The organism is Hephaestia mangrovi, assembly GCF_019880555.1.
GTDB classification, from domain to species: Bacteria; Pseudomonadota; Alphaproteobacteria; order Sphingomonadales; family Sphingomonadaceae; genus Sphingomonas; species Sphingomonas mangrovi.
Window position 1 is genome coordinate 281919 of record NZ_JAINVU010000005.1, and the last position, 21926, is coordinate 303844.

24 protein-coding genes are annotated in these 21926 nt (G+C 67.3%); 18 read left to right on the plus strand and 6 right to left on the minus strand.

All coding sequences use genetic code 11. The annotated features are described in order from the left end of the window. The first annotated feature begins 1 nt into the window (after nt 1). From mnmE to K7G81_RS13390, 5 genes are read left to right on the plus strand one after another with little or no spacing between them, the layout of a single operon-like run. Nucleotides 2-1294 carry a tRNA uridine-5-carboxymethylaminomethyl(34) synthesis GTPase MnmE gene (gene mnmE, locus K7G81_RS13370; RefSeq protein ID WP_223031297.1) on the plus strand — a complete coding sequence of 431 codons (1293 nt, stop codon included), beginning with the start codon at nt 2-4 and terminating at the stop codon, nt 1292-1294. Nucleotides 1295-1351: 57 nt separating this feature from the next. Next, a complete protein-coding gene (gene mnmG / locus K7G81_RS13375) occupies nt 1352-3193 on the plus strand; it encodes a tRNA uridine-5-carboxymethylaminomethyl(34) synthesis enzyme MnmG (RefSeq protein ID WP_223031298.1) in 1842 nt (613 codons plus the stop codon). Beyond that, entirely contained in the window at nt 3190-3807 is a 618-nt protein-coding gene (locus K7G81_RS13380; RefSeq protein ID WP_223031299.1) for a 16S rRNA (guanine(527)-N(7))-methyltransferase RsmG, read from the plus strand. Before mnmG ends, K7G81_RS13380 begins: the two co-directional genes overlap by 4 nt. Beyond that, a complete protein-coding gene (locus tag K7G81_RS13385; protein ID WP_223031300.1) occupies nt 3804-4583 on the plus strand; it encodes a ParA family protein in 780 nt (259 codons plus the stop codon). The genes K7G81_RS13380 and K7G81_RS13385 overlap by 4 nt, the downstream gene beginning before the upstream one ends. A 59-nt stretch (nt 4584-4642) precedes the next feature. Beyond that, nucleotides 4643-5473, plus strand: coding sequence for a ParB/RepB/Spo0J family partition protein (locus K7G81_RS13390; RefSeq protein WP_439649550.1), 831 nt, complete (start codon nt 4643-4645; stop codon nt 5471-5473). Between the two features lie 19 nt (nt 5474-5492). Here K7G81_RS13390 and K7G81_RS13395 read toward each other — a convergent pair whose 3' ends face one another. Next, nucleotides 5493-5810, minus strand: coding sequence for a PilZ domain-containing protein (locus tag K7G81_RS13395; RefSeq protein ID WP_223031302.1), 318 nt, complete (start codon nt 5808-5810; stop codon nt 5493-5495). A 33-nt stretch (nt 5811-5843) separates the two neighbouring features. Next, on the minus strand, nt 5844-6359 hold the full coding sequence (locus K7G81_RS13400; RefSeq protein WP_223031303.1) for a sterol desaturase family protein: 516 nt from the start codon (nt 6357-6359) through the stop codon (nt 5844-5846). Nucleotides 6360-6381: 22 nt separating this feature from the next. Here K7G81_RS13400 and K7G81_RS13405 point away from each other — a divergent pair, with 22 nt between their 5' ends. From K7G81_RS13405 to K7G81_RS13430, 6 genes are all read left to right on the plus strand, one after another. Continuing rightward, the gene (locus K7G81_RS13405; protein WP_223031304.1) at nt 6382-6690 is read left to right on the plus strand and encodes a hypothetical protein; all 309 of its coding nucleotides are present in this window, start codon (nt 6382-6384) and stop codon (nt 6688-6690) included. Nucleotides 6691-6793: 103 nt separating this feature from the next. Beyond that, complete coding sequence (sucC, locus tag K7G81_RS13410; RefSeq protein ID WP_223031305.1) at nt 6794-7993, plus strand: ADP-forming succinate--CoA ligase subunit beta; 1200 nt, start codon at nt 6794-6796, stop codon at nt 7991-7993. A 203-nt stretch (nt 7994-8196) separates the two neighbouring features. Further along, nucleotides 8197-8946, plus strand: coding sequence for an electron transfer flavoprotein subunit beta/FixA family protein (locus tag K7G81_RS13415; protein ID WP_223031306.1), 750 nt, complete (start codon nt 8197-8199; stop codon nt 8944-8946). Further along, nucleotides 8943-9872, plus strand: a complete 930-nt coding sequence (locus K7G81_RS13420) for an electron transfer flavoprotein subunit alpha/FixB family protein (protein ID WP_223031307.1) — start codon at nt 8943-8945, stop codon at nt 9870-9872. The genes K7G81_RS13415 and K7G81_RS13420 overlap by 4 nt, the downstream gene beginning before the upstream one ends. Nucleotides 9873-9925: 53 nt before the next feature. After that, nucleotides 9926-10204: an acylphosphatase gene (locus tag K7G81_RS13425; protein ID WP_223031308.1), complete on the plus strand. Its 279-nt coding sequence runs from the start codon at nt 9926-9928 to the stop codon at nt 10202-10204. 152 nt (nt 10205-10356) lie between these two features. Further along, nucleotides 10357-11076, plus strand: a complete 720-nt coding sequence (locus tag K7G81_RS13430) for a lipid-binding SYLF domain-containing protein (protein ID WP_223031309.1) — start codon at nt 10357-10359, stop codon at nt 11074-11076. Nucleotides 11077-11118: 42 nt separating this feature from the next. Here K7G81_RS13430 and K7G81_RS13435 read toward each other — a convergent pair whose 3' ends face one another. Continuing rightward, nucleotides 11119-12573 (minus strand): helicase HerA domain-containing protein, encoded by a 1455-nt coding sequence (locus K7G81_RS13435; protein ID WP_223031310.1) that lies wholly within the window; start codon nt 12571-12573, stop codon nt 11119-11121. Between the two features lie 876 nt (nt 12574-13449). Here K7G81_RS13435 and K7G81_RS13440 point away from each other — a divergent pair. Together K7G81_RS13440 and K7G81_RS13445 are read left to right on the plus strand one after the other, a co-directional pair. Continuing rightward, nucleotides 13450-14001: an AAA family ATPase gene (locus K7G81_RS13440; protein WP_223031311.1), complete on the plus strand. Its 552-nt coding sequence runs from the start codon at nt 13450-13452 to the stop codon at nt 13999-14001. Between the two features lie 141 nt (nt 14002-14142). Continuing rightward, nucleotides 14143-15009, plus strand: a complete 867-nt coding sequence (locus K7G81_RS13445) for a hypothetical protein (RefSeq protein WP_223031312.1) — start codon at nt 14143-14145, stop codon at nt 15007-15009. A gap of 356 nt (nt 15010-15365) precedes the next feature. Here K7G81_RS13445 and K7G81_RS13450 read toward each other — a convergent pair whose 3' ends face one another. Next, nucleotides 15366-15962 (minus strand): TlpA family protein disulfide reductase, encoded by a 597-nt coding sequence (locus tag K7G81_RS13450; protein ID WP_223031313.1) that lies wholly within the window; start codon nt 15960-15962, stop codon nt 15366-15368. Between the two features lie 16 nt (nt 15963-15978). Between K7G81_RS13450 and argH the strand changes: the two genes are divergently transcribed. From argH to K7G81_RS13475, 5 genes are read left to right on the plus strand one after another with little or no spacing between them, the layout of a single operon-like run. Beyond that, entirely contained in the window at nt 15979-17358 is a 1380-nt protein-coding gene (gene argH / locus K7G81_RS13455; protein ID WP_223031314.1) for an argininosuccinate lyase, read from the plus strand. Next, nucleotides 17355-17594, plus strand: a complete 240-nt coding sequence (locus K7G81_RS13460; RefSeq protein WP_223031315.1) for a hypothetical protein — start codon at nt 17355-17357, stop codon at nt 17592-17594. Before argH ends, K7G81_RS13460 begins: the two co-directional genes overlap by 4 nt. A 1-nt stretch (nt 17595) precedes the next feature. After that, the gene (lysA, locus tag K7G81_RS13465) at nt 17596-18858 is read left to right on the plus strand and encodes a diaminopimelate decarboxylase (RefSeq protein ID WP_223031316.1); all 1263 of its coding nucleotides are present in this window, start codon (nt 17596-17598) and stop codon (nt 18856-18858) included. Beyond that, a complete protein-coding gene (locus tag K7G81_RS13470; protein ID WP_223031317.1) occupies nt 18855-19625 on the plus strand; it encodes an NAD(P)-dependent oxidoreductase in 771 nt (256 codons plus the stop codon). The genes lysA and K7G81_RS13470 overlap by 4 nt, the downstream gene beginning before the upstream one ends. Then, complete coding sequence (locus K7G81_RS13475) at nt 19622-20572, plus strand: zinc transporter ZntB (protein ID WP_223031318.1); 951 nt, start codon at nt 19622-19624, stop codon at nt 20570-20572. Before K7G81_RS13470 ends, K7G81_RS13475 begins: the two co-directional genes overlap by 4 nt. On the opposite strand, the gene K7G81_RS13480 is transcribed toward K7G81_RS13475, so the two are convergent. Both K7G81_RS13480 and K7G81_RS13485 read right to left on the minus strand, forming a co-directional pair. Further along, nucleotides 20547-21242 (minus strand): HAD family hydrolase, encoded by a 696-nt coding sequence (locus K7G81_RS13480; RefSeq protein ID WP_255587027.1) that lies wholly within the window; start codon nt 21240-21242, stop codon nt 20547-20549. The two genes, K7G81_RS13475 and K7G81_RS13480, sit on opposite strands and share 26 nt — an antisense overlap. After that, the gene (locus K7G81_RS13485; RefSeq protein WP_223031319.1) at nt 21239-21907 is read right to left on the minus strand and encodes a YggS family pyridoxal phosphate-dependent enzyme; all 669 of its coding nucleotides are present in this window, start codon (nt 21905-21907) and stop codon (nt 21239-21241) included. The genes K7G81_RS13480 and K7G81_RS13485 overlap by 4 nt, the downstream gene beginning before the upstream one ends. Nucleotides 21908-21926 lie beyond the last annotated feature (19 nt).

The following is a 21926-nucleotide window of genomic DNA, read 5'->3' on the forward strand; positions in this document are numbered from 1 at the left end:
CATGGTCGACACGATCTTCGCGGTGTCGAGCGGGGCGCCCCCGGCGGCGATCGCGGTGCTCCGGGTGAGCGGGGCGGGCGCGCTCGCGGTTGGCGAGGCGTTGGCGGGGCGGCTTCCCGAGCCGCGCCGCGCGGGGTTGCGGCGGCTGCGCGATCCGGCGAGCGGCGCCACGCTCGACCACGCTCTGGTCCTGGTCTTTCCCGCGCCGGCGACGGCGACGGGCGAGGATCTCGTCGAGTTTCACCTCCACGGCGGCCGCGCCGTGGTTGCCGCGGTCGAGGCGGTGCTCGCGGCGCGGCCCGGTCTGCGGCGCGCGGCGCCGGGCGAGTTCACCCGGCGGGCGCTCGAGGCCGGGCGGATCGATCTCGCCGAAGCGGAGGGGCTGGGCGATCTGTTGATGGCCGAGACCGAAGGGCAACGCCGCGCCGCGCTTGCTTCGGCGGAAGGCGCGGTGAGCCGCCGGATCGCGGCCTGGAACGATCGGCTGCTCGCGCTTGCCGCCAAGGTGGAGGCGCTGCTCGATTTTTCCGACGAGGATGACGTGGGCGAGGACGATGGCGCCGTCGCGACTCTGTCCTCGGCAGCCGGGCACCTCGCCGAAGAGATCGGAGCCGTGCTCGACAATCCGCCCGTCGAGCGGTTGCGTGACGGCATTCGCGTCGTCCTTGCCGGCGCGCCGAATGCGGGCAAGTCGACCTTGCTCAACGCGCTGGCCGAACGCGACGCCGCGATCGTCTCGCCGATCGCCGGGACGACGCGGGACCGGATCGAGGCCGGCGTGGTCCGCGGCGGAGTCGCCTATGTCCTGACCGACACCGCCGGCCTTGCCGCGCAAACCGACGATCCGATCGAGCGCATCGGGATCGATCGCGCGCGCGAAGCGATGGGGTCGGCGGACATCGTGCTGCTGCTCGACGACACGCCGATTCCGTCCGGCCCGGCGGTCATCGCGCTTCATCCGCGCGCCGACGAGCCGGATCGCGCGGTCGCGCCGCAAGGACGGTTGCCGGTCTCCGCGCGGACGGGGCAGGGGATCGCCGCGCTTTGGCAAGCGATCGCGGATGCCGCCGCCACATTGTTGCCGCGCCTCGACCAGCTCGTGCTCAACCAGCGTCAGCGCGAGCATGTCGCCGCCGCGCAGCGTGCCATCGCCGCTGCTGCTATCGAGCAGGATCTGCTGCTGATCGCCGAACACTATCGCGCCGCTCGCGCCGCGCTCGATCGCGTCACCGGCGCCAGCGATACCGAGGCGATGCTCGATACGCTGTTCGGGCGGTTCTGCATCGGCAAATAGGCACGTTTCACGTGGAACGTTTTGACTTGGCGCGGCCCGCCGCCTAGCGGTCGCGGCATGAGCGCGTTCGACGTCATCGTCATCGGCGGGGGCCATGCCGGCACCGAGGCCGCGGCTGCGGCCGCGCGACGCGGCGCGCGTACCGCCTTGGTCACCTTCGACAGGACCAAGGTCGGCGCGATGTCGTGCAACCCGGCGATCGGCGGGCTCGGCAAGGGGCATCTGGTGCGCGAGGTCGACGCCTTCGACGGCTTGATCGCCCGCGCCGCCGATGCCGCCGCGATCCACTATCGGATGCTCAATCGCAGCAAGGGCACGGCGGTCCAGGGCCCCCGCGTCCAGGCCGACCGGCGGCGATACACAAGCGCGATCCAGGCGATGCTAGCCGCGGAGCCTTTGGTGTCGATCATCGAGGGCGAGGCGGTCGGCCTGCTCGTCGAGCACGGTCGCATTGCCGGAATCGAGCTCGCCGGCGGCAACACGATCGCCGCGCCGGCGGTCGTCCTCGCCAGCGGCACCTTCCTCGGCGGCCGGCTGTTCTGCGGCGACGAGCGTTCGACCGGCGGCCGCGTCGGCGAGCGCGCCGCAACCGCGCTCGGCGTCCACCTCCGCGCGCTCGGTTTGCCCGTCGCGCGACTCAAGACCGGCACGCCTCCGCGACTCGACGGCCGCACGATCGACTGGGCGGCGCTCGACGAGCAGCCGTCCGATGCCGAGCCCTGGACGATGTCGCCGATGACACCCGCGCGGCTGCTCCCGCAACTGGTCTGCGGCATCACCCGCACGACCGCCGAAACGCATGACGTGATTCGCGCCGGCCTCGATCGCTCGCCGTTGTTCACCGGGGCGATCGCTGCCGCCGGGCCGCGCTATTGCCCGTCGATCGAGGACAAGGTCCATCGCTTCGGCGATCGCGACGGCCACCAGATCTTCCTCGAACCCGAGGGCCTCGACGATCATCTCGTCTATCCCAACGGCATTTCCACGTCGCTGCCGGTCGAGGTGCAGACCGCGATGATCGCCTCGATTCCCGGTCTCGCCCGGGCGACGATCGTGACGCCGGGCTATGCCGTCGAATATGACCATATCGATCCCCGCGCGCTGCAACCGACCCTTGAGCTGCGCGACGTGCCCGGCCTGTTCTGCGCTGGTCAGATCAACGGCACCACTGGCTATGAGGAAGCGGCGGGGCAGGGGCTCGTCGCCGGGATCAATGCCGCGGCGCGCGCACTTGAAATCGAGTCGCTGATTCTCGATCGCGCCGAATCGTATCTCGGCGTGATGATCGACGACCTCGCGCTGCAGGGGATCACCGAGCCCTATCGCATGCTCACCGCGCGCGCCGAATATCGCCTTCGGCTGCGCGCCGACAATGCCGAGACGCGGCTGTCGCCGATCGCCGACCGGCTTGGTTGCCTGGGCGCCGAGCGCCGAGCGCGACTCGGCCAACGCGCCCGCGACCGCGCGGCGATCGGCCATGCCCTCGCCGAGGAACGAACCGCCTCGGCGCTCGCCGCCAGCGGCGCTGCGGTGGGGCAGGATGGCGCCAAGCGGAGCGGCTGGGAATGGCTGCGGTTCGCCGGTGTTTCGGTTCACCATGTCGCTCCCGACGATTGGACCGTGCCCGACGCGGCGCTGCTCGCCGAGATGATCGAGGACGCGCGCTATGCGCCTTATCTCGAGCGTCAGGCAGCGGAGATCGAGCTGCTTCGCCGCAATGACGCAATCATGCTGCCGCCCGATTTCGATTATCGCGCGGTGCCGGGCCTCTCGCTCGAAATGGTCGAGCGGCTGAGCGCGGCGCGTCCGGCCACGCTGGGCGCGGCCTCGCGGATTCGGGGCATTTCGCCGGCGGCGCTTTCGGCGATCCTGCTCCACGCGCGCAAGCGGGCGGCATGACCGAGGAGGAGGCGCGCCGCTGGATAAGCGACCGATTCGGTGTTTCACGTGAAACGCTGCTCGGTACGCTGGTCGACGAGGTGATCGCTGAAGCCGGACAACAGAACCTGATCTCGCCCAGCACGATGAGCGCGATCTGGGCTCGCCATGTCGTCGACTCCGCCCAATTGCTCGCGCTGGCGGGGGACGATAATCGCGCCTGGCTCGATATCGGCACCGGTGCCGGCTTTCCCGGCCTCGTCATCGCTTGCCTCACCGAGCGGCCCGTGACCCTGTGCGAACCCCGCCGCCGCCGCGCCGATTTTCTCGAACGCACGGCGAGCCGCCTCGGTCTCGCCGATCGCGTCGCGGTCGAAGCCTGCAAAGTCGAGCGGCTGTCGGGCGATTATCCTGTAATTTCCGCGCGCGCGGTGGCCACGCTGGATGCGCTGTTCGCCGCGGCCGCCGGCGTTTCGGGCCGCACGACGACATGGCTGCTGCCAAAGGGACGCGGTGCGCTCGAAGAGGTGGAAGCCGCGCGCAAGACGTGGCATGGTTCGTTCCACGTGGAACACAGCATCACCGATCCTGAATCGTATATCGTGGTGGCGACCGGCGTGAGGCGGCGGCGATGACCTGTATCGCGGTCGCCAATCAGAAGGGCGGGGTCGGCAAGACCACCAGCGCGATCAACGTCGCCACCGCGCTGGCGGCGATCGGCATGCGCGTGCTGCTGATCGATCTCGACCCGCAGGGCAATGCCTCGACCGGCCTCGGCATCCCGCATGCCGATCGCCGCCGCTCGACCTATGATCTGCTGATCGACGGCATCCGGCTGGAGGAGGCGTTCGTGCCGACCAAGGTGCCGCGGCTCGATATCGTGCCGGCGACGGTCGATCTGTCGGGCGCCGAGATCGAGCTGGTCGATTATGACGATCGCACCCATCGGCTCGATCATGTCATCGCGGCCAGCGACGGCCCGTGGGACGTGACGATCATCGATTGCCCGCCGTCGCTCGGCCTGCTGACGCTCAACGCGATGGTCGCCGCGCATTCGCTGCTGGTCCCGCTGCAATGCGAATTCTTCGCGCTCGAAGGGTTGAGCCAGTTGCTCAACACGGTCGAGCGGATTCGCTCGCGGTTCAATCCGGGGCTCTCGATCCTGGGCGTGGTGCTGACGATGTACGATCGCCGCAACCGGCTGACCGAGCAGGTGTCGGATGATGTCCGCGCGGTGCTTGGCCGCGTCGTGTTCGAAACGGTGATTCCGCGCAACGTCCGCCTGTCCGAAGCGCCGAGCCATGGCGTGCCGGCGCTGATCTACGATCACCGCTGCCCCGGCTCCGAAGCCTATATCGCGCTCGCTCGCGAGCTGATCGCCCGCCTGCCCAAAGCCGCCGAGGCCGCATGACCGAGACTTCCGCTTCCCGCAAACCCCGGCCCGGCCTCGGCCGCGGCTTGAGCGCCTTGATGGGTGACATGGCCCGCGAGGAACCCGTCGCCGAAGGGCGCGCGGCGTCGAGTGGCGTCCGGTCGCTGCCGGTCGGGTCGCTCAAGCCGCATCCCGGCCAGCCGCGTCGCCATTTCGACGACGATGCACTCGATGAGCTGGCGACCTCGATTGCCGCGCGCGGGTTGATCCAGCCGATCGTGGTCCGTCCGCACGGCCATGATTATCAGATCGTTGCCGGCGAACGTCGCTGGCGCGCGGCGCAGCGCGCGCGCCTCCATGAAGTGCCGGTGATCGTCCGCGATTTCAGCGATGCCGAGACGCTCGAAATCGCGCTGGTCGAGAATATCCAGCGCCAGGATCTCAACGCGATCGAGGAGGCGCAGGCTTATCAACGGCTGATCGATGAATTCGGCCATACCCAGGACGCGCTCGGCAAGCTCGTCCACAAGTCGCGCAGTCATGTTGCTAACCTATTGAGGTTGCTGGAACTTCCTCAGTCGATTCAGCGCCATGTGATCGACGGCGCGCTGTCGATGGGGCATGCCCGCGCGCTGATCGGCGCGCCCGATCCGGCGGCGCTGGCGCGGCGCGTGATCGACGAAGGATTGTCGGTCCGCGATATCGAAAAGCTCGCCCGCGCGGCCAAGCCGCGTGCCAAAGGCGCCGGCGATCGCCGCGGTGCGGGGGGGGATGCCGATATCGTCGCGCTCGAACATCAGCTCGGCGACCTGCTCGGGCTCAACGTGCGGATCAGCCATGGGCCCAAGGGCGGTACGCTCAGCGTGGCCTATACCACGCTCGATCAGCTCGACATGATCTGCCAGCGATTGAGCGGCGAAGGCATCTGATCGCGACGTTGCGCGGCGCTCAGCCCTCGGAAATCGCGACGATCCGATCGAATACCGCCGGGTGCAGCGGTTGGCTGAACGCGCATCCGCAAAGGTGGCGATCGATCCATGCTACGCGCGCCTCCAGCCCGGCCATGCCCGGAAAGGTCAGCCAGACGATCGTGCCCTCGTAAAGCCGCGTCGTCGTCTCCGCGCGAAAGCCGGTCGTCGACAGATCGAGGATATCGACCGCGAATTTCGCCGCGCCGCGATCGCGCAGCTGCCCGGTCAGCCGAACCGGCTTGCGCAGGGCGCGGCGTTGGTCGCCATCATCGGGGCTGATATGCTCGTCATTCATTACACGCACTCCCTGCGACTGGCAGGATTCAACTCACTGGGCCACATCGGTATTTTCAGGCCGCGCGGACCGATTTTCCCGGCCGCGGCGCTGCAGTTCGGCCTTCAGGCGCGCTGGCGGCGGCGCCCATAGGAAGCCGAAGCTCACCGCGCCGCGCCGCGTGCCAATCGCATGGTGCAGCCGGTGCGCCTGGACGATCCGTTTCATATAGGATGATCGCGGCAGGACATGGCGGCCGAGCCGTTCGTGCACGATCACGTCGTGGAACCCGAAATAGATCGCGCCATAGGCCGCGATTCCCGCGCCGATCCAGGTCGCGCCCGGCCACCAGCCGAGCTGCACCCCGCCGAGCAGCAGGACGATCGACGGGATCGCGAAGAGCGCCGCGTAGAGGTCGTTCCACTCCCAGCGCCCGGTGCGCGGGCGGTGATGGCTGGCGTGCAGGAACCAGCCCGGCCCGTGCATCACCCAGCGGTGCATGACGTAGGCGAAGCCCTCCATGCCGAGCACGGTGAGCAGGAACAACGCGATGCCGATTGCCAGCGCCATGGCAACGATATAGCGATCGCCGATGATGAAAACGAGAGTCGCCGTGCTGCTGCCGCTCGCGCTCGCCGCCTGCGTGACGCCGACCGCGCGCGTCGAGGCGGGATTGGAACGCGCCGGCCTCAAGCCGCATCTCGCGCGCTGCATGGCGCCGCGCCTCGCCGATCGCTTGTCGCACGATCAGCTGCGGCAGCTGGCCAGCCTGCCCAAAGCGCCGCGCGCGCGGTCGTTCGATGAATTGCTTTATCGCCTGCGCGCGCTCGACGATCCCGATATCGTCCACGTTACCAGCAAGGCGGCGCTCAAATGCGAGATCGACCACGCGCTTGATTGAGATTTGTTCTCAATAGCAATAATCGGGATTTAGGGTGGATTCGCGTAGCCGTCTGTGCTTTACGCGCGCCCAAACCTCTCCCCGGTATAAAGGCGAGTCCCTCATGAACATCCACGAATATCAGGCCAAGGAATTGCTCGCGAAGTTCGGCGTGCCGGTGCCCGCCGGCTATCCGGCGATGAGCGTCGAGGAGGCCGTCGAGGCCTCGAAGAAGCTCCCTGGGCCGCTTTATGTGGTGAAGGCGCAGATCCACGCCGGTGGCCGCGGCAAGGGCAAGTTCAAGGAATTGGGGCCTGACGCCAAGGGCGGCGTCCGCCTCGCCAAGACCGAGGAAGAGGTCCGCGCGGCGGCCCAGGACATGCTCGGCAACACGCTCGTCACCGTCCAGACCGGCGAGCATGGCAAGCAGGTCAACCGCCTCTACGTCACCGACGGCGTCGATATCGCGAAGGAATTCTACCTCGCGGTGCTGGTCGATCGCGCCTCGGGCCGCCCGGCCTTCGTCGTCTCCACCGAAGGCGGCATGGACATCGAGACCGTCGCCCACGACACGCCGGAAAAGATCCACACCTTCGACGTCGATCCCGCGACCGGCTTCATGCCGCACCATGGCCGCGCCGTCGCCAATGCGCTGGGCCTCAAGGGCGATCTCGCCAAACAGGCGCAGAAAGTCGCCGCCAAGGTCTATGACGCGTTCATCGGCACGGACGCCGCGCAGATCGAAATCAACCCGCTCGCCGTCACTGAAGACGACAAGCTGATGGTGCTCGATGCCAAGGTCGGCTTCGATTCGAACGCCGGCTTCCGCCACAAGGATCTGGCCGAGCTGCGCGACGAGACCGAGGAAGACCCGCAGGAGCTAGAGGCGAGCAAGTATGATCTCGCTTACATCAAGCTCGACGGCAATATCGGCTGCATGGTCAACGGCGCCGGGCTCGCCATGGCGACGATGGACATCATCAAGCTGAACGGCGAATTCCCCGCCAACTTCCTCGATGTCGGCGGCGGCGCCAACAAGGAGAAGGTGACCGCGGCGTTCAAGATCATCCTCTCCGATCCCGCGGTGAAGGGCATCCTGGTCAATATCTTCGGCGGCATCATGCGTTGCGACATCATCGCCGAGGGCATCGTCGCCGCCGCGAAGGAAGTGAACCTCTCCGTCCCGCTGGTCGTCCGCCTCGAAGGCACCAACGTCGATCAGGGCAAGGAAATCCTCGCCAACTCCGGCCTGGCGATCGTCCCGGCCAACGATCTCGGCGACGCCGCCAGGAAGATCGTCGCGGAGGTCCGCAAGGCGGCTTGATTGTCGCGATCGGAACACTGAAATGGGGCTCGGACGGATATTCGTCCGGGCCCTTTTCGTTGGGACAGCATATCGCGGGGCGTGATTGCCGCTACGGCAGCGGCGGATTGCCATACCCGACTTGCGAAAACGGCCTGAAACCGCCATGGAGGCGCCATACCGCGCCTGAAAATGGCGAACGAACGATCTAGCGGAGGACGCACATGAAAGTGTTGGTGCCGGTCAAGCGCGTGCTTGACTACAACGTCAAACCCCGGGTGAAGGCCGACGGGTCGGGGGTCGACCTCGCCAACGTCAAGATGAGCATGAACCCGTTCGACGAGATCGCCGTCGAAGAGGCGATTCGCCTCAAGGAAAAAGGCGCCGTGACCGAGATCGTCGCGGTGTCGATCGGGGAGGCCAAGTGCCAGGAAACGCTGCGCACGGCGCTGGCGATGGGCGCCGACCGCGCGATCCTGGTCCAGACCGACGAGCGGGTCGAACCGCTCGGCGTCGCCAAGATCCTCGCCAAGATCGTCGAGGAGGAGAGCCCCGAGCTCGTCATCCTCGGCAAGCAGGCGATCGACGACGACAATAACCAGACCGGCCAGATGCTCGCCGGCCTGCTCAACTGGGGCCAGGGCACCTTCGCCTCGAAGGTCGAGATCGCCGACGGCCATGCCAAGGTGACGCGCGAAGTCGATGGCGGCCTCGAAACCGACGATCTCAAGCTCCCCGCGATCATCACCACCGATCTGCGCTTGAACGAGCCGCGCTACGCGTCGCTCCCCAACATCATGAAGGCCAAGTCGAAGCCGATGGCGACCAAGTCGCCGGCCGATTACGGCGTCGACGTCACCCCGCGCATCACCGTCACCAACGTCGCCGAACCACCCAAGCGCACCGCCGGCGTCAAGGTCGCCGATGTCGACGAACTGGTTGCCAAGCTGAAGGCGATGGGAGTTGCCAAATGAAGACGCTCGTCTGGGTCGAACACGACGGCAAGGCCGTCAAGGACGCAACGCTCTCGGCGGTCACCGCCGCATCGAAACTCGGCGAGGCCCACCTGCTGGTCGCTGGCCAGGGCATCGATAGCGTCGCGCAAGCCGCCGCCACAATCGCCGGGGTGGGCAAGGTCCATGTCGCCGACGACGCGGCCTATGCTCATGCGCTGGCCGAGAATGTCGCGCCGCTGGTTGTGGAATTGATGGGTCATCACGACGCCTTCGTCGCGCCCGCTACGACGACCGGCAAGAACATCGCCCCGCGCGTCGCCGCGATGCTCGACGTCATGCAGATTTCGGACATCCTCTCGGTCGAGGGCGCCGATACCTTCACCCGCCCGATCTATGCGGGGAACGCGATCGCCACGGTTAAGACCAGCGACACGAAGCTCGTCGTCACCGTCCGCACCACCGCGTTCGAGAAGGCGGCGGCGGAAGGCGGTTCGGCCGAGATCGAAAAGGTGGCGAGCACCGGCGACAAGGGCCTCTCGACCTTCGCCGGCGAGGAAATCGCCAAGTCCGAACGCCCCGAGCTGACCTCGGCCAAGGTGATCGTCTCGGGCGGCCGCGCGTTCGGTTCGTCGGAGCAGTTCCACAGCCTGCTCGATCCGCTCGCCGACAAGCTCGGCGCCGGCGTCGGCGCGAGCCGCGCCGCAGTCGATGCCGGTTACGCCCCCAACGACTATCAGGTCGGCCAGACCGGCAAGATCGTCGCCCCCGAAGTCTATATCGCGATCGGCATTTCCGGCGCGATCCAGCACCTCGCCGGGATGAAGGATTCCAAGACCATCATCGCCATCAACAAGGACGAGGACGCCCCGATCTTCCAGGTCGCCGACATCGGCCTGGTCGGCGATCTGTTCAAGATCGTCCCCGAACTCACCGAGAAACTCTGATGATACGAGCGGGATAGCGGCGCGCTATCCCGCACCGTCAACGGAGCCACCGCATGATCCGCCGCCGCCTCACCATCACCGGCAAGGTGCAGAACGTCTTCTACCGCGACTGGCTGGTCGAGCAGGCGGCGGCGCTCGGGATCGACGGCTGGGTGCGCAATCGCGCCGATGGCAGCGTCGAGGCGGTGGCCGAAGGCGCGTCCGAGATGGTCGAGGCGATCGTCGATCGCGCCCGGCAGGGTTCGCCGGCGTCGCGCGTCGCCGATGTCACCGTCAGCGACGACGCGCCGGCGGATCGCCTCGAAGGATTCGTCAAGCGCCCAACAGTCTGAAATAGTGGTCGGATCGCTGGTCGACGGCGAGGGCGGGCGGCCCGGTAATTGGCTAACCCAGGTTAGTCATTGAGATGAAAAGGGTATTTTTCGGACACAAAGTACAGCGCCATCGTTGGGGTTCCAGTCGCAACAAAAAGAGGAGGACCCTGATGCGCTATAGAACTGGGCTGCTGGTCGCGGCCGCCGCGGCGACGCTGGCGGCGTGCAGCGGCAATAACAATCAGGCCGGCGACAATATGGCGATGGCCGACAATGGCATGGCCGGCAACGCGATGGCGGCGGGCGACGATCAGGCGGACACGCAGAATCTCGTCGCGGAGGCAACCGCGGAGGTGCAGCAGATGAAGGCCGATCCGCAGGTCGCCAAGCTGCTGCAAAAGGCCAAGGGCGTGTATATCGTCCCCGAATTCGGCCGCGGGGCGCTGATCGTCGGCGGCAAGGGCGGCGCCGGCGTCGTCATGGCGAAGTCGAACGGCGCCTGGACGTCATCACCCGCTTTCTATGATTTCGGCAGCCTGAGCGTCGGCGCACAGGCCGGCGGGTCGGGCGGCCGCATCGCCTTCCTGTTGATGACCGACAAGGCGGTCAACGCCTTCATGAGCGGCAACAAGATCAGCCTCGATGCCGATTCGGGCCTGTCGATCGTCAATTATTCGGCCAATGCCGAAGCCTCCTGGGGCAAGGGCGATATCATCCTGTGGTCGGATACGGCCGGCGCCTATGCCGGCGCGACGATCGGCGTCAGCGATCTCAACTGGGATGATGACAACAACCAGGCTTATTACGGCAAGCAGGTCCAGCCGCAGCAGGTGCTGACTGGGCAAGTGACCAATCCGAATGCCGCGCAGTTGCAGCAAGCGCTGCCCTGATCGCGGTGACGGCTGGGGACGTCGCGTGCTCCCCGCGGCGCCTCAGCCAACCTCCGCTGCCGCCGTCGTCCATCCCAGCTTGGGAATGGTGATCGACCGCCGCCCCGACAGGTCTACCCGCGTCACGATCAGATCGCTGCGCTCCATGTAAGCCAGCATTCGCCGCGCGCGCCCCAGCGAGCTGGTGCCGTAGATCTGCGCCACCGTCTCGTCGTCGGGGCACGCCGCGCCCTCGCGTGCCGCGCGCGCGATCAGCAGGAACGGCCCCAGCATCTCGTCGGGCAGCGCCGCGCCGACCGCGATCGCCTCGGCCCATTCGTCGTCGATCCCCTCGACGATCCCCGCGCGCGCCGCCGCCAGCCGCCGTGCGAAGGCCGATGGCTCCAGCGGCGGCCTGCGCACTCCGGCCATCCGGCACCGCACCTGAAAATCCTGATACAGCACCGCGGTCGGCCGGCTCGCCGACTCGGCATCCTCGGCGATCGCGCGCAGCACATCGGCCAGGATCGCGTCGAGATTCTCCGGAGCCTCCTCCTGGGCCTCCTCGGCCGGCTCGTACTGCGCCAGCTCCTCCAGCACCGCGCGCGCCGGTGGTGGCGGTGGTGGGGGCGGCGGCGCCATCACGAAGCTCGGCTGCGGATCGTCGACCTCGGCCAACAGCAATTCGCGCATGTCCTCGGCGGGCGCATCCGGCAGCGGCACCAGTTTCGGGCTCGAACTGCGCGCCGCCGTCTCGACGTCACCGATCCGGATCGTCACCGGGCGCCGCGCGATCGCCGGCCCCAGCCCCAGGAAGGTGCCGCGCTGCAAATCGCGGATCGTCTCCGCCTGCCGCCGCTCCATGCCGAGCAGGTCGGCCGCGCGCGCCATGTCGATGTCGAGGAAGGTCCGCCCCATCAGGAAGTTGGACGCTTCCGCCGCGACGTTCTTGCTGAGCTTCGCCAGCCGCTGCGTCGCGATGATCCCGGCGAGCCCGCGTTTCCGCCCGCGCGACATCAGATTCGCCATCGCCGAGAGCGACGCGCGCCGCACGTCCTCGCTCACCTCGGCGGCGCCCGACGGCGCGAACAGCTGCGCCTCGTCGACCACCACCAGCGCCGGATACCAATGCTCGCGCGGCGCCTCGAACAGCCCGTGGAGGAACGCGGCGGCGCAGCGCATCTGCCCCTCGATCTCCAGCCCCTCGAGGCTCAGCACCACCGAGCTGCGATGCTCGCGGCAGCGCCCGGCGAAGCGCTCGATCTCGCCCACCGAATAATCCACCGCCTCGATCGCGACATGCCCGTAAGGCCCGGAAAGCGTGACGAAATCGCCCTCGGGATCGATCACCACTTGCTGCACGTGCCGCGCGCTGCCCTCCAGCAACCGCCGCAACAGATGCGATTTGCCCGATCCCGAATTGCCCTGCACGAGCAACCGCGTCGCCAGCAATTCCTCCAGATCGATCGCCGCCGCCCGCCCGCCGTCGGTCAGCCCCATGTCCACTTGAAAGGTCATCGCGTCAGCGAATGGCGGAGAGAGACGGGGGGATGCAAGAGCGAAGCGCGGCACGGGCGGAATTGGCCAGCATGATTTCGCGTGGCGAGGTGTTCCCGATGGGGTGGTTCGGCGACAGTCGGCTTATGGCGTGAAAGGAGGCAGAGCGGCCGTTGGCGAGCATCGTTCCAACTGCCTTACTTCGCTGCGCAGTAATTGGCCGGTGGCGTGTACCCGCGAGCGAGCCTGATGGCCCATCGGGCACGGTCCACCGGCGAAAAGTTCCGCAGCAACTTAATTTCGTAATCGGCGTCTGTGCTGAGACGCAAATACTGATCGTCGTTGTATGATTTGAGCGCTTTCGCATACCGGTCGACGTCAAAAGGGACTGCCTTTCTTGCTGAGGACAGCTCTTTCTGAATTGCCAAAGTCCTCGCTCTGTGAGCTTCGACAAACCTCATTCGCTCCATCTCGATTTGAACGCCGATAGCAATGCCAGCGTCTGATATGCACTCGCTCTTAAACGCAGCTACGACATGCTCAATTTGCAGCGCAGGAGGGCTCGCGAGCTGGCCGGAAATAAGAGCTAGAAGTCCCAGTATCATCGATGGATCGTCCCGCTGACATTGATAGTTTTCGCATAAGCCCATCAAATGAACGTCTGGTTTCGCGCGTCCCTTCGGAAGTACCGAAAGGCAGCAACTTGGGGCGAAACTCGCCCCTATCAATGTTGGAAAATCGCTGTCACGCTCGGGCGATGCGCATTGTCCCGGTTCGCGGTGAGGCTCGTTACATGGCCGACGGATGCTGCCATCCTCGGGCGACACCCTCACAGGTGGCAGTTTCGTCAACTTTGCGGAGCCAAGTCTTTCACCAGCAACGATTAAACAGGAAACCATGCGGTTGAACGATGTCGATCGTCTCCACGTCGTCACCGGCGGCCCGGGATCGGGCAAGTCGACGCTGATCGAGGCGCTCGCCGCTGCTGGCGTCGCCACCAGCGCAGAGGTCGGCCGGGCGATCATCAGGGAGGAGCTGGCGGCCGGCGGCAGCGCGTTGCCGTGGGCCGATCACTATGCCTTCGCCGAACGGATGATCGAGCGCGAGGTCGCCGCCCATGCCGATGCGCTGGCCAGCGGGCTCACGGTGGTGCTCGATCGCGGGGTGCCCGATGTGATCGGTTTCCTGCGCGTCTCGGGCCTGGCAGTGCCGCCGCCTATCGATGCCGCCGCGCGCGCCTGTCGCTACAACCACCGCGTGTTCATCGCGCCGTGGTGGCCGGAAATCTTCACCACCGATGCCGAGCGCAAACAGACGCCGGCAGAAGCGCGCGCCACCTTCGCGGTGATGGTCGCAACCTATCGTGATTACGGCTACCGCCTCGTCGAGCTTCCCCGCGTCCCCGTTGCCGAGCGCGTCGCGTTCATCCGCCAGGCGATCCAGGTGTGACCGGCGGAATCCACGCTTCGGTTGGGTTGGGCGGTTCGACCTGTTACGATGGCGCCACGCTGAAAAGATCGATCCGCGCGCGCATTTTGGCGCATCGCGTGCCTGCGCCGCGCCGGATCGACACCCGAACCAGGAGGATCGATGCCCCACGCCCTCAGCAACCAGGCGATCAACCGCGCCAAGGCCAACATGAACCACATCTATGCCGAGGCCGATCCGCGTGCCTATTTCCGCGAGCTCGAAACGGTCGATTATGCCATTCCCGATCGCGCCAAGCCGGTATTTCGGGCGTTGATCGGCCATCTCGCCGAATCTCGCGGCACGCCGGTTCACGCGCTCGATCTCGGCTGCTCCTATGGCATCAACGCCGCGATCCTGAAGCACGATCTGTCGATGGCCGATCTTTACCGGCGCTACACCGATCCTGCGCTGGATGATGCGTCTTCCGAAGAGATGATCGCCGCCGATCGCGCCTATTTCGATGGCTTGCCCGATGCCGCGCCGGCCGAGGTGATCGGTCTCGATCCCGCCGAGCCCGCGGTCGCCTATGCCGAGCAGGCCGGGCTGATCGAGCAGGGGCTTGCGCTCAATCTCGAAGAAGAGCCGCTGCCCGATGCCGCGGCGGCGGCGATGGCGCCGGTCGATCTCGTCATGTCGACCGGCTGCGTCGGCTATGTCGGCGCGACCAGCTTCGATCGGCTGATGCCCGCGGTGGGCGAGGGGGACGCGCCGTGGCTGGCCAATTTCGTGCTGCGCATGTTCCCGTTCGATCCGATCGCCGAGACGCTGGAGGCGCACGGCTATGTCACCGAAAAACTGGATGGCGCGCGCTTCGTCCAGCGCCGCTTCATGTCGGAAGAAGAGCAGGCCGGCGTGGTCGAAAAGCTCGAGGCCCAGGGCGTCGATCCGGCGGGCGTGGAGACTGAAGGCGATCTGGTCGCCGAATTCTACCTGTCGCGCCCGTGCGCCGAGGCCGATCGGCCGGTTGCCGATCTCGTTGCGTCGTGAAGCATGTCAAATGAAAGAGGCTGCCGAGCCCTCCAAGGGCCCGACAGCCTCTCGCATGGTCAGCGGCCGGAAGCTCCAGCCCGGGAGACCATGCGAACCGCTGTTCCTGTGATCATCCGCGTTGATTGGAGGAGAATACCTCCCGCGCACGACCGGCGGAAATCAGCGGTGCGTCTCCCGAACGAACTGAACCGACCCCATTGCTGAACCATGAGACATCGGATCACCTCCTTTCGCTAGTTGAAGCACTGTGCGGCTGATCGCCAGCCGCGACTCGAATGTGAGTCATCCGATTCGCACATACAAGTCTTGTAATGCGATGCGATTTGCGCGATTCTCTTTCGCCTTGGCCGCGATCAGCCCGCTTCGGCGATCAACTCGTTCGCGGCTTTCCCCGACCAGTCGTATCCGCCGGTTTCGCGCCACACTTCATGGCCTTGCGCGTCATAGAGGATCGTCGTCGGCAGATTGGCGCCGAGCGCGGTGCTCAACGCGAGCTTGGGATCGAGATAGGGTTTGAGCGCGGTGAAGCCATGCGCCTTGAAGAATGGCGCCACCTTGGCCGCGCCGCCGAGATCCTGGCTCACCGCGACCACGCGGACCGTCCCCGATCCGGCGAGCGCGTCGAGCGTCGGCATTTCCTTGACGCACGGCGCACACCATGTCGCCCACAGGTTGACGAGCACCGGATGGCCGCGGAAGGCGGCGAGTGAGACGGACTTGCCCGCCGGATCGAGGAAGCGCGCCGCCGGTGCGGCTTCGCCTTTGTGGCTGCGGTCGATTGCGCCGGGTGCCGGCGTCGCCGCGTCCGCCGTCACTTCGTCGGGCGACACCGCTTCGTCGGCTGACGGCGCGGCGGCATTGTCTGCGGCTTGCTCCGTCGGCGGCGATTGCCTATCGCAGCCGCCGATCACCAGCGGCAGACCAAGGAGACAGGCGATCAACGCGCGCAATCAGGGCTCCAATGCGATGTGGGGCGGGCGCTTCGCCGAAGGCCCGGCCGCGGTGATGCGCGAGATAAACGCCTCGATCCCGTTCGACAAGGCGTTGTGGCGGCAGGACGTGGCCGGATCGAAGGCGCATGTCGCGATGCTCGGCGCGCAGGGGATCCTCTCGGCCGAGGATGTCGCGACGATCGACGCGGGCCTCGATGCCGTCGCCGCCGATTACGAACGCGACGGCGTGGCCGAGGATCTCGCGCTCGAGGATATCCACATGCAGACCGAGGCGCGGCTCGCCGAGAAGATCGGCGCGGCGGCGGGGCGGCTGCACACCGCGCGCTCGCGTAACGATCAGGTGGCGACCGATTTCCGCTTGTGGGTGCGCGATGCGCTCAGCGAGATCGATGCCGCGCTGGGCGCACTGCAGGACGCGCTGATCGATCGTGCCGAGGAACATGCCGACAGCGTGATGCCGGGCTTCACCCATCTGCAATCGGCACAGCCGGTGACGCTGGGCCACCATCTGATGGCCTATCACGAGATGATCGCGCGTGATCGCAGCCGCTTCGCCGATGCCCGCGCGCGGCTCAACGAATGCCCGCTCGGCTCGGCCGCGCTCGCCGGCACGGGGTTCCCGATCGATCGCGAGGCGACCGCCGCGGCGCTCGGCTTCGACCGGCCGACGCGCAATTCGCTCGATGCGGTTTCCGATCGCGATTTCGCGCTCGATTATTTGATGGCGGCGACGCAATGCGCGCTGCACCTCTCGCGATTGGCCGAGGAGTTCATCATCTGGGCGTCGCAGCCGTTCGGCTTCGTCGCCCTGAGCGACCAATGGTCGACCGGCTCGTCGATCATGCCGCAGAAGCGCAACCCCGACGCCGCCGAGCTGGTCCGCGGCCATGCCGGGCGGATCGCCGGCTGCATGACCGCGCTCACGATGACGATGAAGGGCCTGCCGCTCGCTTATTCGAAGGACATGCAGGACGACAAGCCGCCGGTGTTCGAGGCGCATGGACTGATCGGCCTGTCGATCGCGGCGATGACCGGCATGGTCGAGACCGCGACGTTCCGCGCGCCGTGGATGCGCGCCGCGGCAGAAGCGGGATTCTCGACCGCGACCGATCTCGCCGACTGGCTGGTGCGCGAGGCGGGGGTGCCGTTCCGCGAGGCGCATCACGTCACTGGCCGCGCGGTCAAGCTTGCCGAGGAGCGCGGCATCGCCCTCGATGCGCTGCCGCTCGATGACTTGAAGCAGATCGACGCGCGGATCGACGAGCGCGTCTACAGCGTTCTCTCGGTCGATGCGTCGGTCGCCAGTCGCACCAGCTTCGGCGGCACCGCGCCGGCTCGCGTCCGCGAGGCGATTGCCGCCGCGCGCGCCGTGCGCGAGGGAGAGAGACGATGAGGATCTGGCTCGGCGTTCTTCTTGCGCTGCCACTCACGGCCTGCGGTTCGGCGAACCAGATCAAGCCCGCCGAAGGCAAGGCGCTGCCGCCCGCGCCTTATGGCGCCACCGCGACGCCGACCGCCAAGGATCTGATCACCCCGCCGACCCAGGCGCGCCCGACCCGCGACGAGGAATTGCTGAAGGAATCGAAGAAGCGCACGCCCGACCCCTTCGATCTCCCGCCGCAGAGCTGACATGGACCATTTTCAGATCATCCAGGGCGTGATGCACGCCGAGCAAGTGCCCCTTCCGGTCATTGCCGAAGCGGTGGGGACGCCGGTCTATGTCTATTCCACCGCGACGCTGCGCCGCCATGCGCGCGTATTCCGCGAGGGCCTGGCCGGCGTGCCGCGCAAGCATATCGCTTATGCCATCAAGGCCAATCCGAACCTCGCCGTGCTGCGCGTGCTGGCCGACGAAGGCTATGGCGCCGATGTCGTTTCCGCCGGCGAGATGCGCCGCGCGCTGGCGGCTGGCATGAAGGCGGGAGACATCGTCTTTTCCGGTGTCGGCAAGACGCGCGAGGAACTCGCCGCCGCGCTCGATGCTGGGATCGGCCAGATCAACTTGGAGCTCGAGGAGGAAGGTCATGTCCTCGCCGAGATCGCCGCGTCCAAGGGCATGACGGCGCACGCCGTGCTGCGCGTCAATCCCGATGTCGACGCCGGCACCCACGCCAAGATCTCGACCGGGCGCAAGGAAAACAAGTTCGGCGTGCCGATCAGCGAGGCGCGCAGCATGTTCGATGCGCTTGCCGGCCTGCCCGGCCTGTCGCTCGAGGGCGTGGCGATCCATATCGGCAGCCAGCTCGCCGATCTCGCTCCGCTCGAGGCTGCCTATCGCCGGATCGGCGCGCTGGTCGAGGAACTGCGCGCCGCCGGCCATGCCATCACGCGCGTCGATCTCGGCGGCGGGCTCGGCGTGCCGTATCGCGCCGGCGACGTGTTGCCGAGCCCGGCCGATTACGGCGCCATGGTCGCGCGCGTTACCGCCGATTGGGACGTTGAACTGATGTTCGAGCCTGGCCGCGTCATCGCCGGCAATGCCGGCGTGCTGATGACGCGCGTGATCTGGGTCAAGCCCGGCGTGCTCAATCCCTATGTCATCGTCGATGCCGCGATGAACGATCTCGCCCGGCCCGCGCTTTACGACGCGTGGCACGATTTCGCTGCGGTCCGTCCTACCGGCGAGACGATGATGGCGAACATCGCCGGCCCCGTCTGCGAAACCGGCGACACCTTCGCGATGAATCGCGAAATCGATGCCGTGCGCTCGGGCGACCTCGCGGTGTTCCGCACCGCCGGCGCCTATGGCGCGACGATGGCCTCGACCTACAACAGCCGCGGCCTCGTTCCCGAAGTGCTGGTCGACGGCGATCGCTATGCCGTCGTCGCCGATCGTATCGAGCCGGCGACGATCCTCGCCGCCGAGCGCGTGCCCGAGTGGCTGGCGCGGTGACATTGCCCAGCCTGCCGCTGTTCTTTGCGGTGGCGGGCCGGCCGGTGATCCTGCTCGGCGATGGCGCCGCGGCGGCGGCCAAGCGGCGCCTGCTCGAACGCGCCGGTGCCCGGATCGTGGGCGAAGAAGCCGATGCGGCGCTCGCGATCGTCGCCATCGAAGAAGAAGCGCCGGCGGCCGCGGCGGTCGCCCGGCTCAAGGCGCGGCGCATCCTCGTCAATGCGGTCGATCGCCCGGCGTTGTGCGATTTCACTTTGCCCGCGATCGTCGACCGCGCCCCGGTGATCGTCGCGATCGGCACCGGCGGCGCTTCGGCCGGGCTTGCGGCGGCGCTGCGCCAGCGGCTCGAGGCGCTTCTGCCCGCCGGCCTCGGCGCGCTGGCGGCCCGGCTCGGCCAGGTACGGGCGGCGATTCGTGCGCGCTATCCCGATGGCGACGCCCGTCGCCGCGCGCTCGGGGCGGCGCTGGCGGCGGGCGGGCCGCTCGATCCGCTCACCGCCCAGCCCGAGGCGCTCGACATCTGGTTGCAGGATCACGCGTCGGACATCGCGGAACTTGTCGCTATCCGCTTGCGGACGCCCGATCCCGACGATCTCACCTTGCGCGAGGCCCGCTTGCTCGGGCGCGCCGACCGGGTCTTCCATCGCCCCGCCGTGCCGGCGGCAATCCTCGACCGCGCGCGGGGCGATGCCGAGCGGTTTCCCTGCGCCGCGCCGCCCGACGATCCGGGGCCGGGGCTGTCGATCGATCTGGAGATGCCGGGATGAGCCATTTCGCCTACCATGTCATCGGCGGCAAAGCGGAGCGCCTGCCCGCCGAACGGGCGTTGCAGACGTCCGGTGGCCTGATCTGGATCCACCTCGCCACCAATAATGCCGAAGCGCAGAAATGGCTGGCCGAGGAAGCCGGCCTCGACGATTATCTCGTCGATGCGCTGACAGCGACCGAAACGCGCCCGCGCTGCGATGCGCTGGGCGATGGCGCCTTCCTCAATCTGCGCGGCCGCATCGCCGAGGATGACGAGGATGACGACGCGCTCGGCTCGGTCCGCATCTGGGCGACGGCGGGGCGAGTGATCTCGGTGACGCGCCGGCGCCTCACCGCGCTCGAACAGGTGATCGGCGCGGTCGAATCCGCCGCGGCGGACGACCCGGGCGACCTGATCACCGAATTCGCCACGGCGATCACCGAGGAGCTCGATCCCGATGTCGCCGATCTTGGCGACGATCTCGACGATTGCGAGGCCGATCTCGATGCCGATCGCGTCTTCCAGCTGCGTCGCAAGGTCACGCGCGTCCGGGTGATCGCGATCCAGTATCGCCGCTTCCTGACGCCGCAGCGCGCCGCGCTCGAAAAGCTCGCCGCGCTGCCGTGCGATTGGCTCGAGGATGATGACCGGCTCCATCTCGCCAGCGCCGCGGATCGCGCCGCACGCATGGCCGAGGAGCTCGAAGCGATCCGCGAGCGCGCGGCGTTGACCCACGAAGCGCTCACCGACCTCAGATCCGAACAGATCGATCAGCGTTCGCTGGTGATCGCGGTGGTGGCGATGGTGTTCCTGCCGCTGACCTTCATCACCGGCCTGCTCGGCATGAACGTCAAGGGAATTCCCTATGCCGATCAGCCCTGGGCGTTCGATGGCGTGATGGGCGTGTGCGCGGTGCTCGCGGCGGCGATCACGATCTATTTCATGCAGCGCCACTGGTTTCGGTAAGGATCGCAGCGACGTCGGCGAAATTGTGCGCGACCACATTCACGCCGATCTCGCGCAGCGTTCGCTCGTGATCCGGCGGGCAATGCCGCCCCGCCGCCAGGCCGATGACGAAGCCGCCCGACGCGACCGCGCCGGTCGCGCCGACCGGCGAATCCTCGAGAATCGCGCAGCGCTCGATCGGTATCCCCAGGGCCGCTGCGGCATGGAGATAGACGTCGGGCTCGGGCTTGCCGCGCGAGACATGTTCGCGGCCGGAAAAGATCCGGTCGCCGAATGCGTCGGCAATTCCCAGATGGCGCAGGTGCGTGGTGATCCAGTGCGTCGAGCTCGACGAGGCGATCGCGCGCGGCAGCGTTTCCGGCAGGCTCTGGACGAAGGCGATCGCCCCGGCGACGGGATCAAGGCCCTCGGCGAGCACGCGCGCGTCTTCCTCTGCGCGAATCGCGTGGAAATCCTGCGGCAGCGGGCGGCCGATATAGCTTTCCAGCGCGGCGATGAAGTCGCCGCCGGCCAGCCCCATGAATCGCGCCATCGAGTCGGCGGGGCTGGTGGGATGGCCGATCCGGGTCAGGTAATCGGCGATCTGGGCGTTGCCGGCATATTCGCTTTCCAGCAGCACGCCGTCGAAATCGAAGATCAGCGCATCGCAGCGTAGTGCCGCAGCCATCATGCCCGGCTTCCGAACAGCGCGGAGCCGACGCGGACGTGGGTGGCGCCGAGCGTCACCGCGGTCTCGTAATCAGCCGACATGCCCATGCTGAGGCGATCGATCCCTTCCTCGCGCGCCAGCTTGGCGAGCAGGGCGAAATACGGCGCCGCCTCGATGTCGGCGGGCGGCACCGCCATCAGTCCGACGATCGGCAGCGCCGCCGTGCGCGCTTCGGCGAGCAACGCCGGCAGATCGCCGATCGCCACGCCGCCCTTCTGCGGCTCGTCGCCGATATTGACCTGGACGAAACAATCGGGCCGCCGTCCGGTCTTGTCGATCGCCTTGGCCAGCGCGGCGATCAGCGACGGGCGGTCGACCGAGTGGATCGCGTCGAACAGGCCGACCGCGGCCTCGGCCTTGTTCGATTGCAACTGGCCGACGAGGTGAAGCGCGATGCCGGGCGTTTCCTCGCGCAGCGCGGGCCATTTCGCTTCGGCCTCCTGCACGCGATTCTCGCCGAACGCGCGCTGCCCGGCGGCAATCAGCGGGCGGATTGCGGCGGTGGGGTGGGTCTTGGATATGGCGATCAGCGTCACCGTGTCCGGTTGCCGCCCGGCAAGGCGCGCGGCCCGGGCGATGCGATCCTGGACGGCGGCGAGCCGTGTCGAACTGTCGTCGGCGATCATGCGCGCTGCTATAGGGAGC

What these genes read in the sequence shown, in the direction of transcription:
- mnmE (WP_223031297.1), top strand. Translation starts at nt 2, where the DNA reads ATGGTCGACACGATCTTCGCGGTGTCGAGCGGGGCGCCCCCGGCGGCG.
- mnmG (WP_223031298.1), top strand. Translation starts at nt 1,352, where the DNA reads ATGAGCGCGTTCGACGTCATCGTCATCGGCGGGGGCCATGCCGGCACC.
- K7G81_RS13380 (WP_223031299.1), top strand. Translation starts at nt 3,190, where the DNA reads ATGACCGAGGAGGAGGCGCGCCGCTGGATAAGCGACCGATTCGGTGTT.
- K7G81_RS13385 (WP_223031300.1), top strand. Translation starts at nt 3,804, where the DNA reads ATGACCTGTATCGCGGTCGCCAATCAGAAGGGCGGGGTCGGCAAGACC.
- K7G81_RS13390 (WP_439649550.1), top strand. Translation starts at nt 4,643, where the DNA reads ATGGGTGACATGGCCCGCGAGGAACCCGTCGCCGAAGGGCGCGCGGCG.
- K7G81_RS13395 (WP_223031302.1), bottom strand. Translation starts at nt 5,810, where the DNA reads ATGAATGACGAGCATATCAGCCCCGATGATGGCGACCAACGCCGCGCC.
- K7G81_RS13400 (WP_223031303.1), bottom strand. Translation starts at nt 6,359, where the DNA reads ATGGCGCTGGCAATCGGCATCGCGTTGTTCCTGCTCACCGTGCTCGGC.
- K7G81_RS13405 (WP_223031304.1), top strand. Translation starts at nt 6,382, where the DNA reads ATGATGAAAACGAGAGTCGCCGTGCTGCTGCCGCTCGCGCTCGCCGCC.
- sucC (WP_223031305.1), top strand. Translation starts at nt 6,794, where the DNA reads ATGAACATCCACGAATATCAGGCCAAGGAATTGCTCGCGAAGTTCGGC.
- K7G81_RS13415 (WP_223031306.1), top strand. Translation starts at nt 8,197, where the DNA reads ATGAAAGTGTTGGTGCCGGTCAAGCGCGTGCTTGACTACAACGTCAAA.
- K7G81_RS13420 (WP_223031307.1), top strand. Translation starts at nt 8,943, where the DNA reads ATGAAGACGCTCGTCTGGGTCGAACACGACGGCAAGGCCGTCAAGGAC.
- K7G81_RS13425 (WP_223031308.1), top strand. Translation starts at nt 9,926, where the DNA reads ATGATCCGCCGCCGCCTCACCATCACCGGCAAGGTGCAGAACGTCTTC.
- K7G81_RS13430 (WP_223031309.1), top strand. Translation starts at nt 10,357, where the DNA reads ATGCGCTATAGAACTGGGCTGCTGGTCGCGGCCGCCGCGGCGACGCTG.
- K7G81_RS13435 (WP_223031310.1), bottom strand. Translation starts at nt 12,573, where the DNA reads ATGACCTTTCAAGTGGACATGGGGCTGACCGACGGCGGGCGGGCGGCG.
- K7G81_RS13440 (WP_223031311.1), top strand. Translation starts at nt 13,450, where the DNA reads ATGCGGTTGAACGATGTCGATCGTCTCCACGTCGTCACCGGCGGCCCG.
- K7G81_RS13445 (WP_223031312.1), top strand. Translation starts at nt 14,143, where the DNA reads ATGCCCCACGCCCTCAGCAACCAGGCGATCAACCGCGCCAAGGCCAAC.
- argH (WP_223031314.1), top strand. Translation starts at nt 15,979, where the DNA reads ATGTGGGGCGGGCGCTTCGCCGAAGGCCCGGCCGCGGTGATGCGCGAG.
- K7G81_RS13460 (WP_223031315.1), top strand. Translation starts at nt 17,355, where the DNA reads ATGAGGATCTGGCTCGGCGTTCTTCTTGCGCTGCCACTCACGGCCTGC.
- lysA (WP_223031316.1), top strand. Translation starts at nt 17,596, where the DNA reads ATGGACCATTTTCAGATCATCCAGGGCGTGATGCACGCCGAGCAAGTG.
- K7G81_RS13475 (WP_223031318.1), top strand. Translation starts at nt 19,622, where the DNA reads ATGAGCCATTTCGCCTACCATGTCATCGGCGGCAAAGCGGAGCGCCTG.
- K7G81_RS13480 (WP_255587027.1), bottom strand. Translation starts at nt 21,242, where the DNA reads ATGATGGCTGCGGCACTACGCTGCGATGCGCTGATCTTCGATTTCGAC.
- K7G81_RS13485 (WP_223031319.1), bottom strand. Translation starts at nt 21,907, where the DNA reads ATGATCGCCGACGACAGTTCGACACGGCTCGCCGCCGTCCAGGATCGC.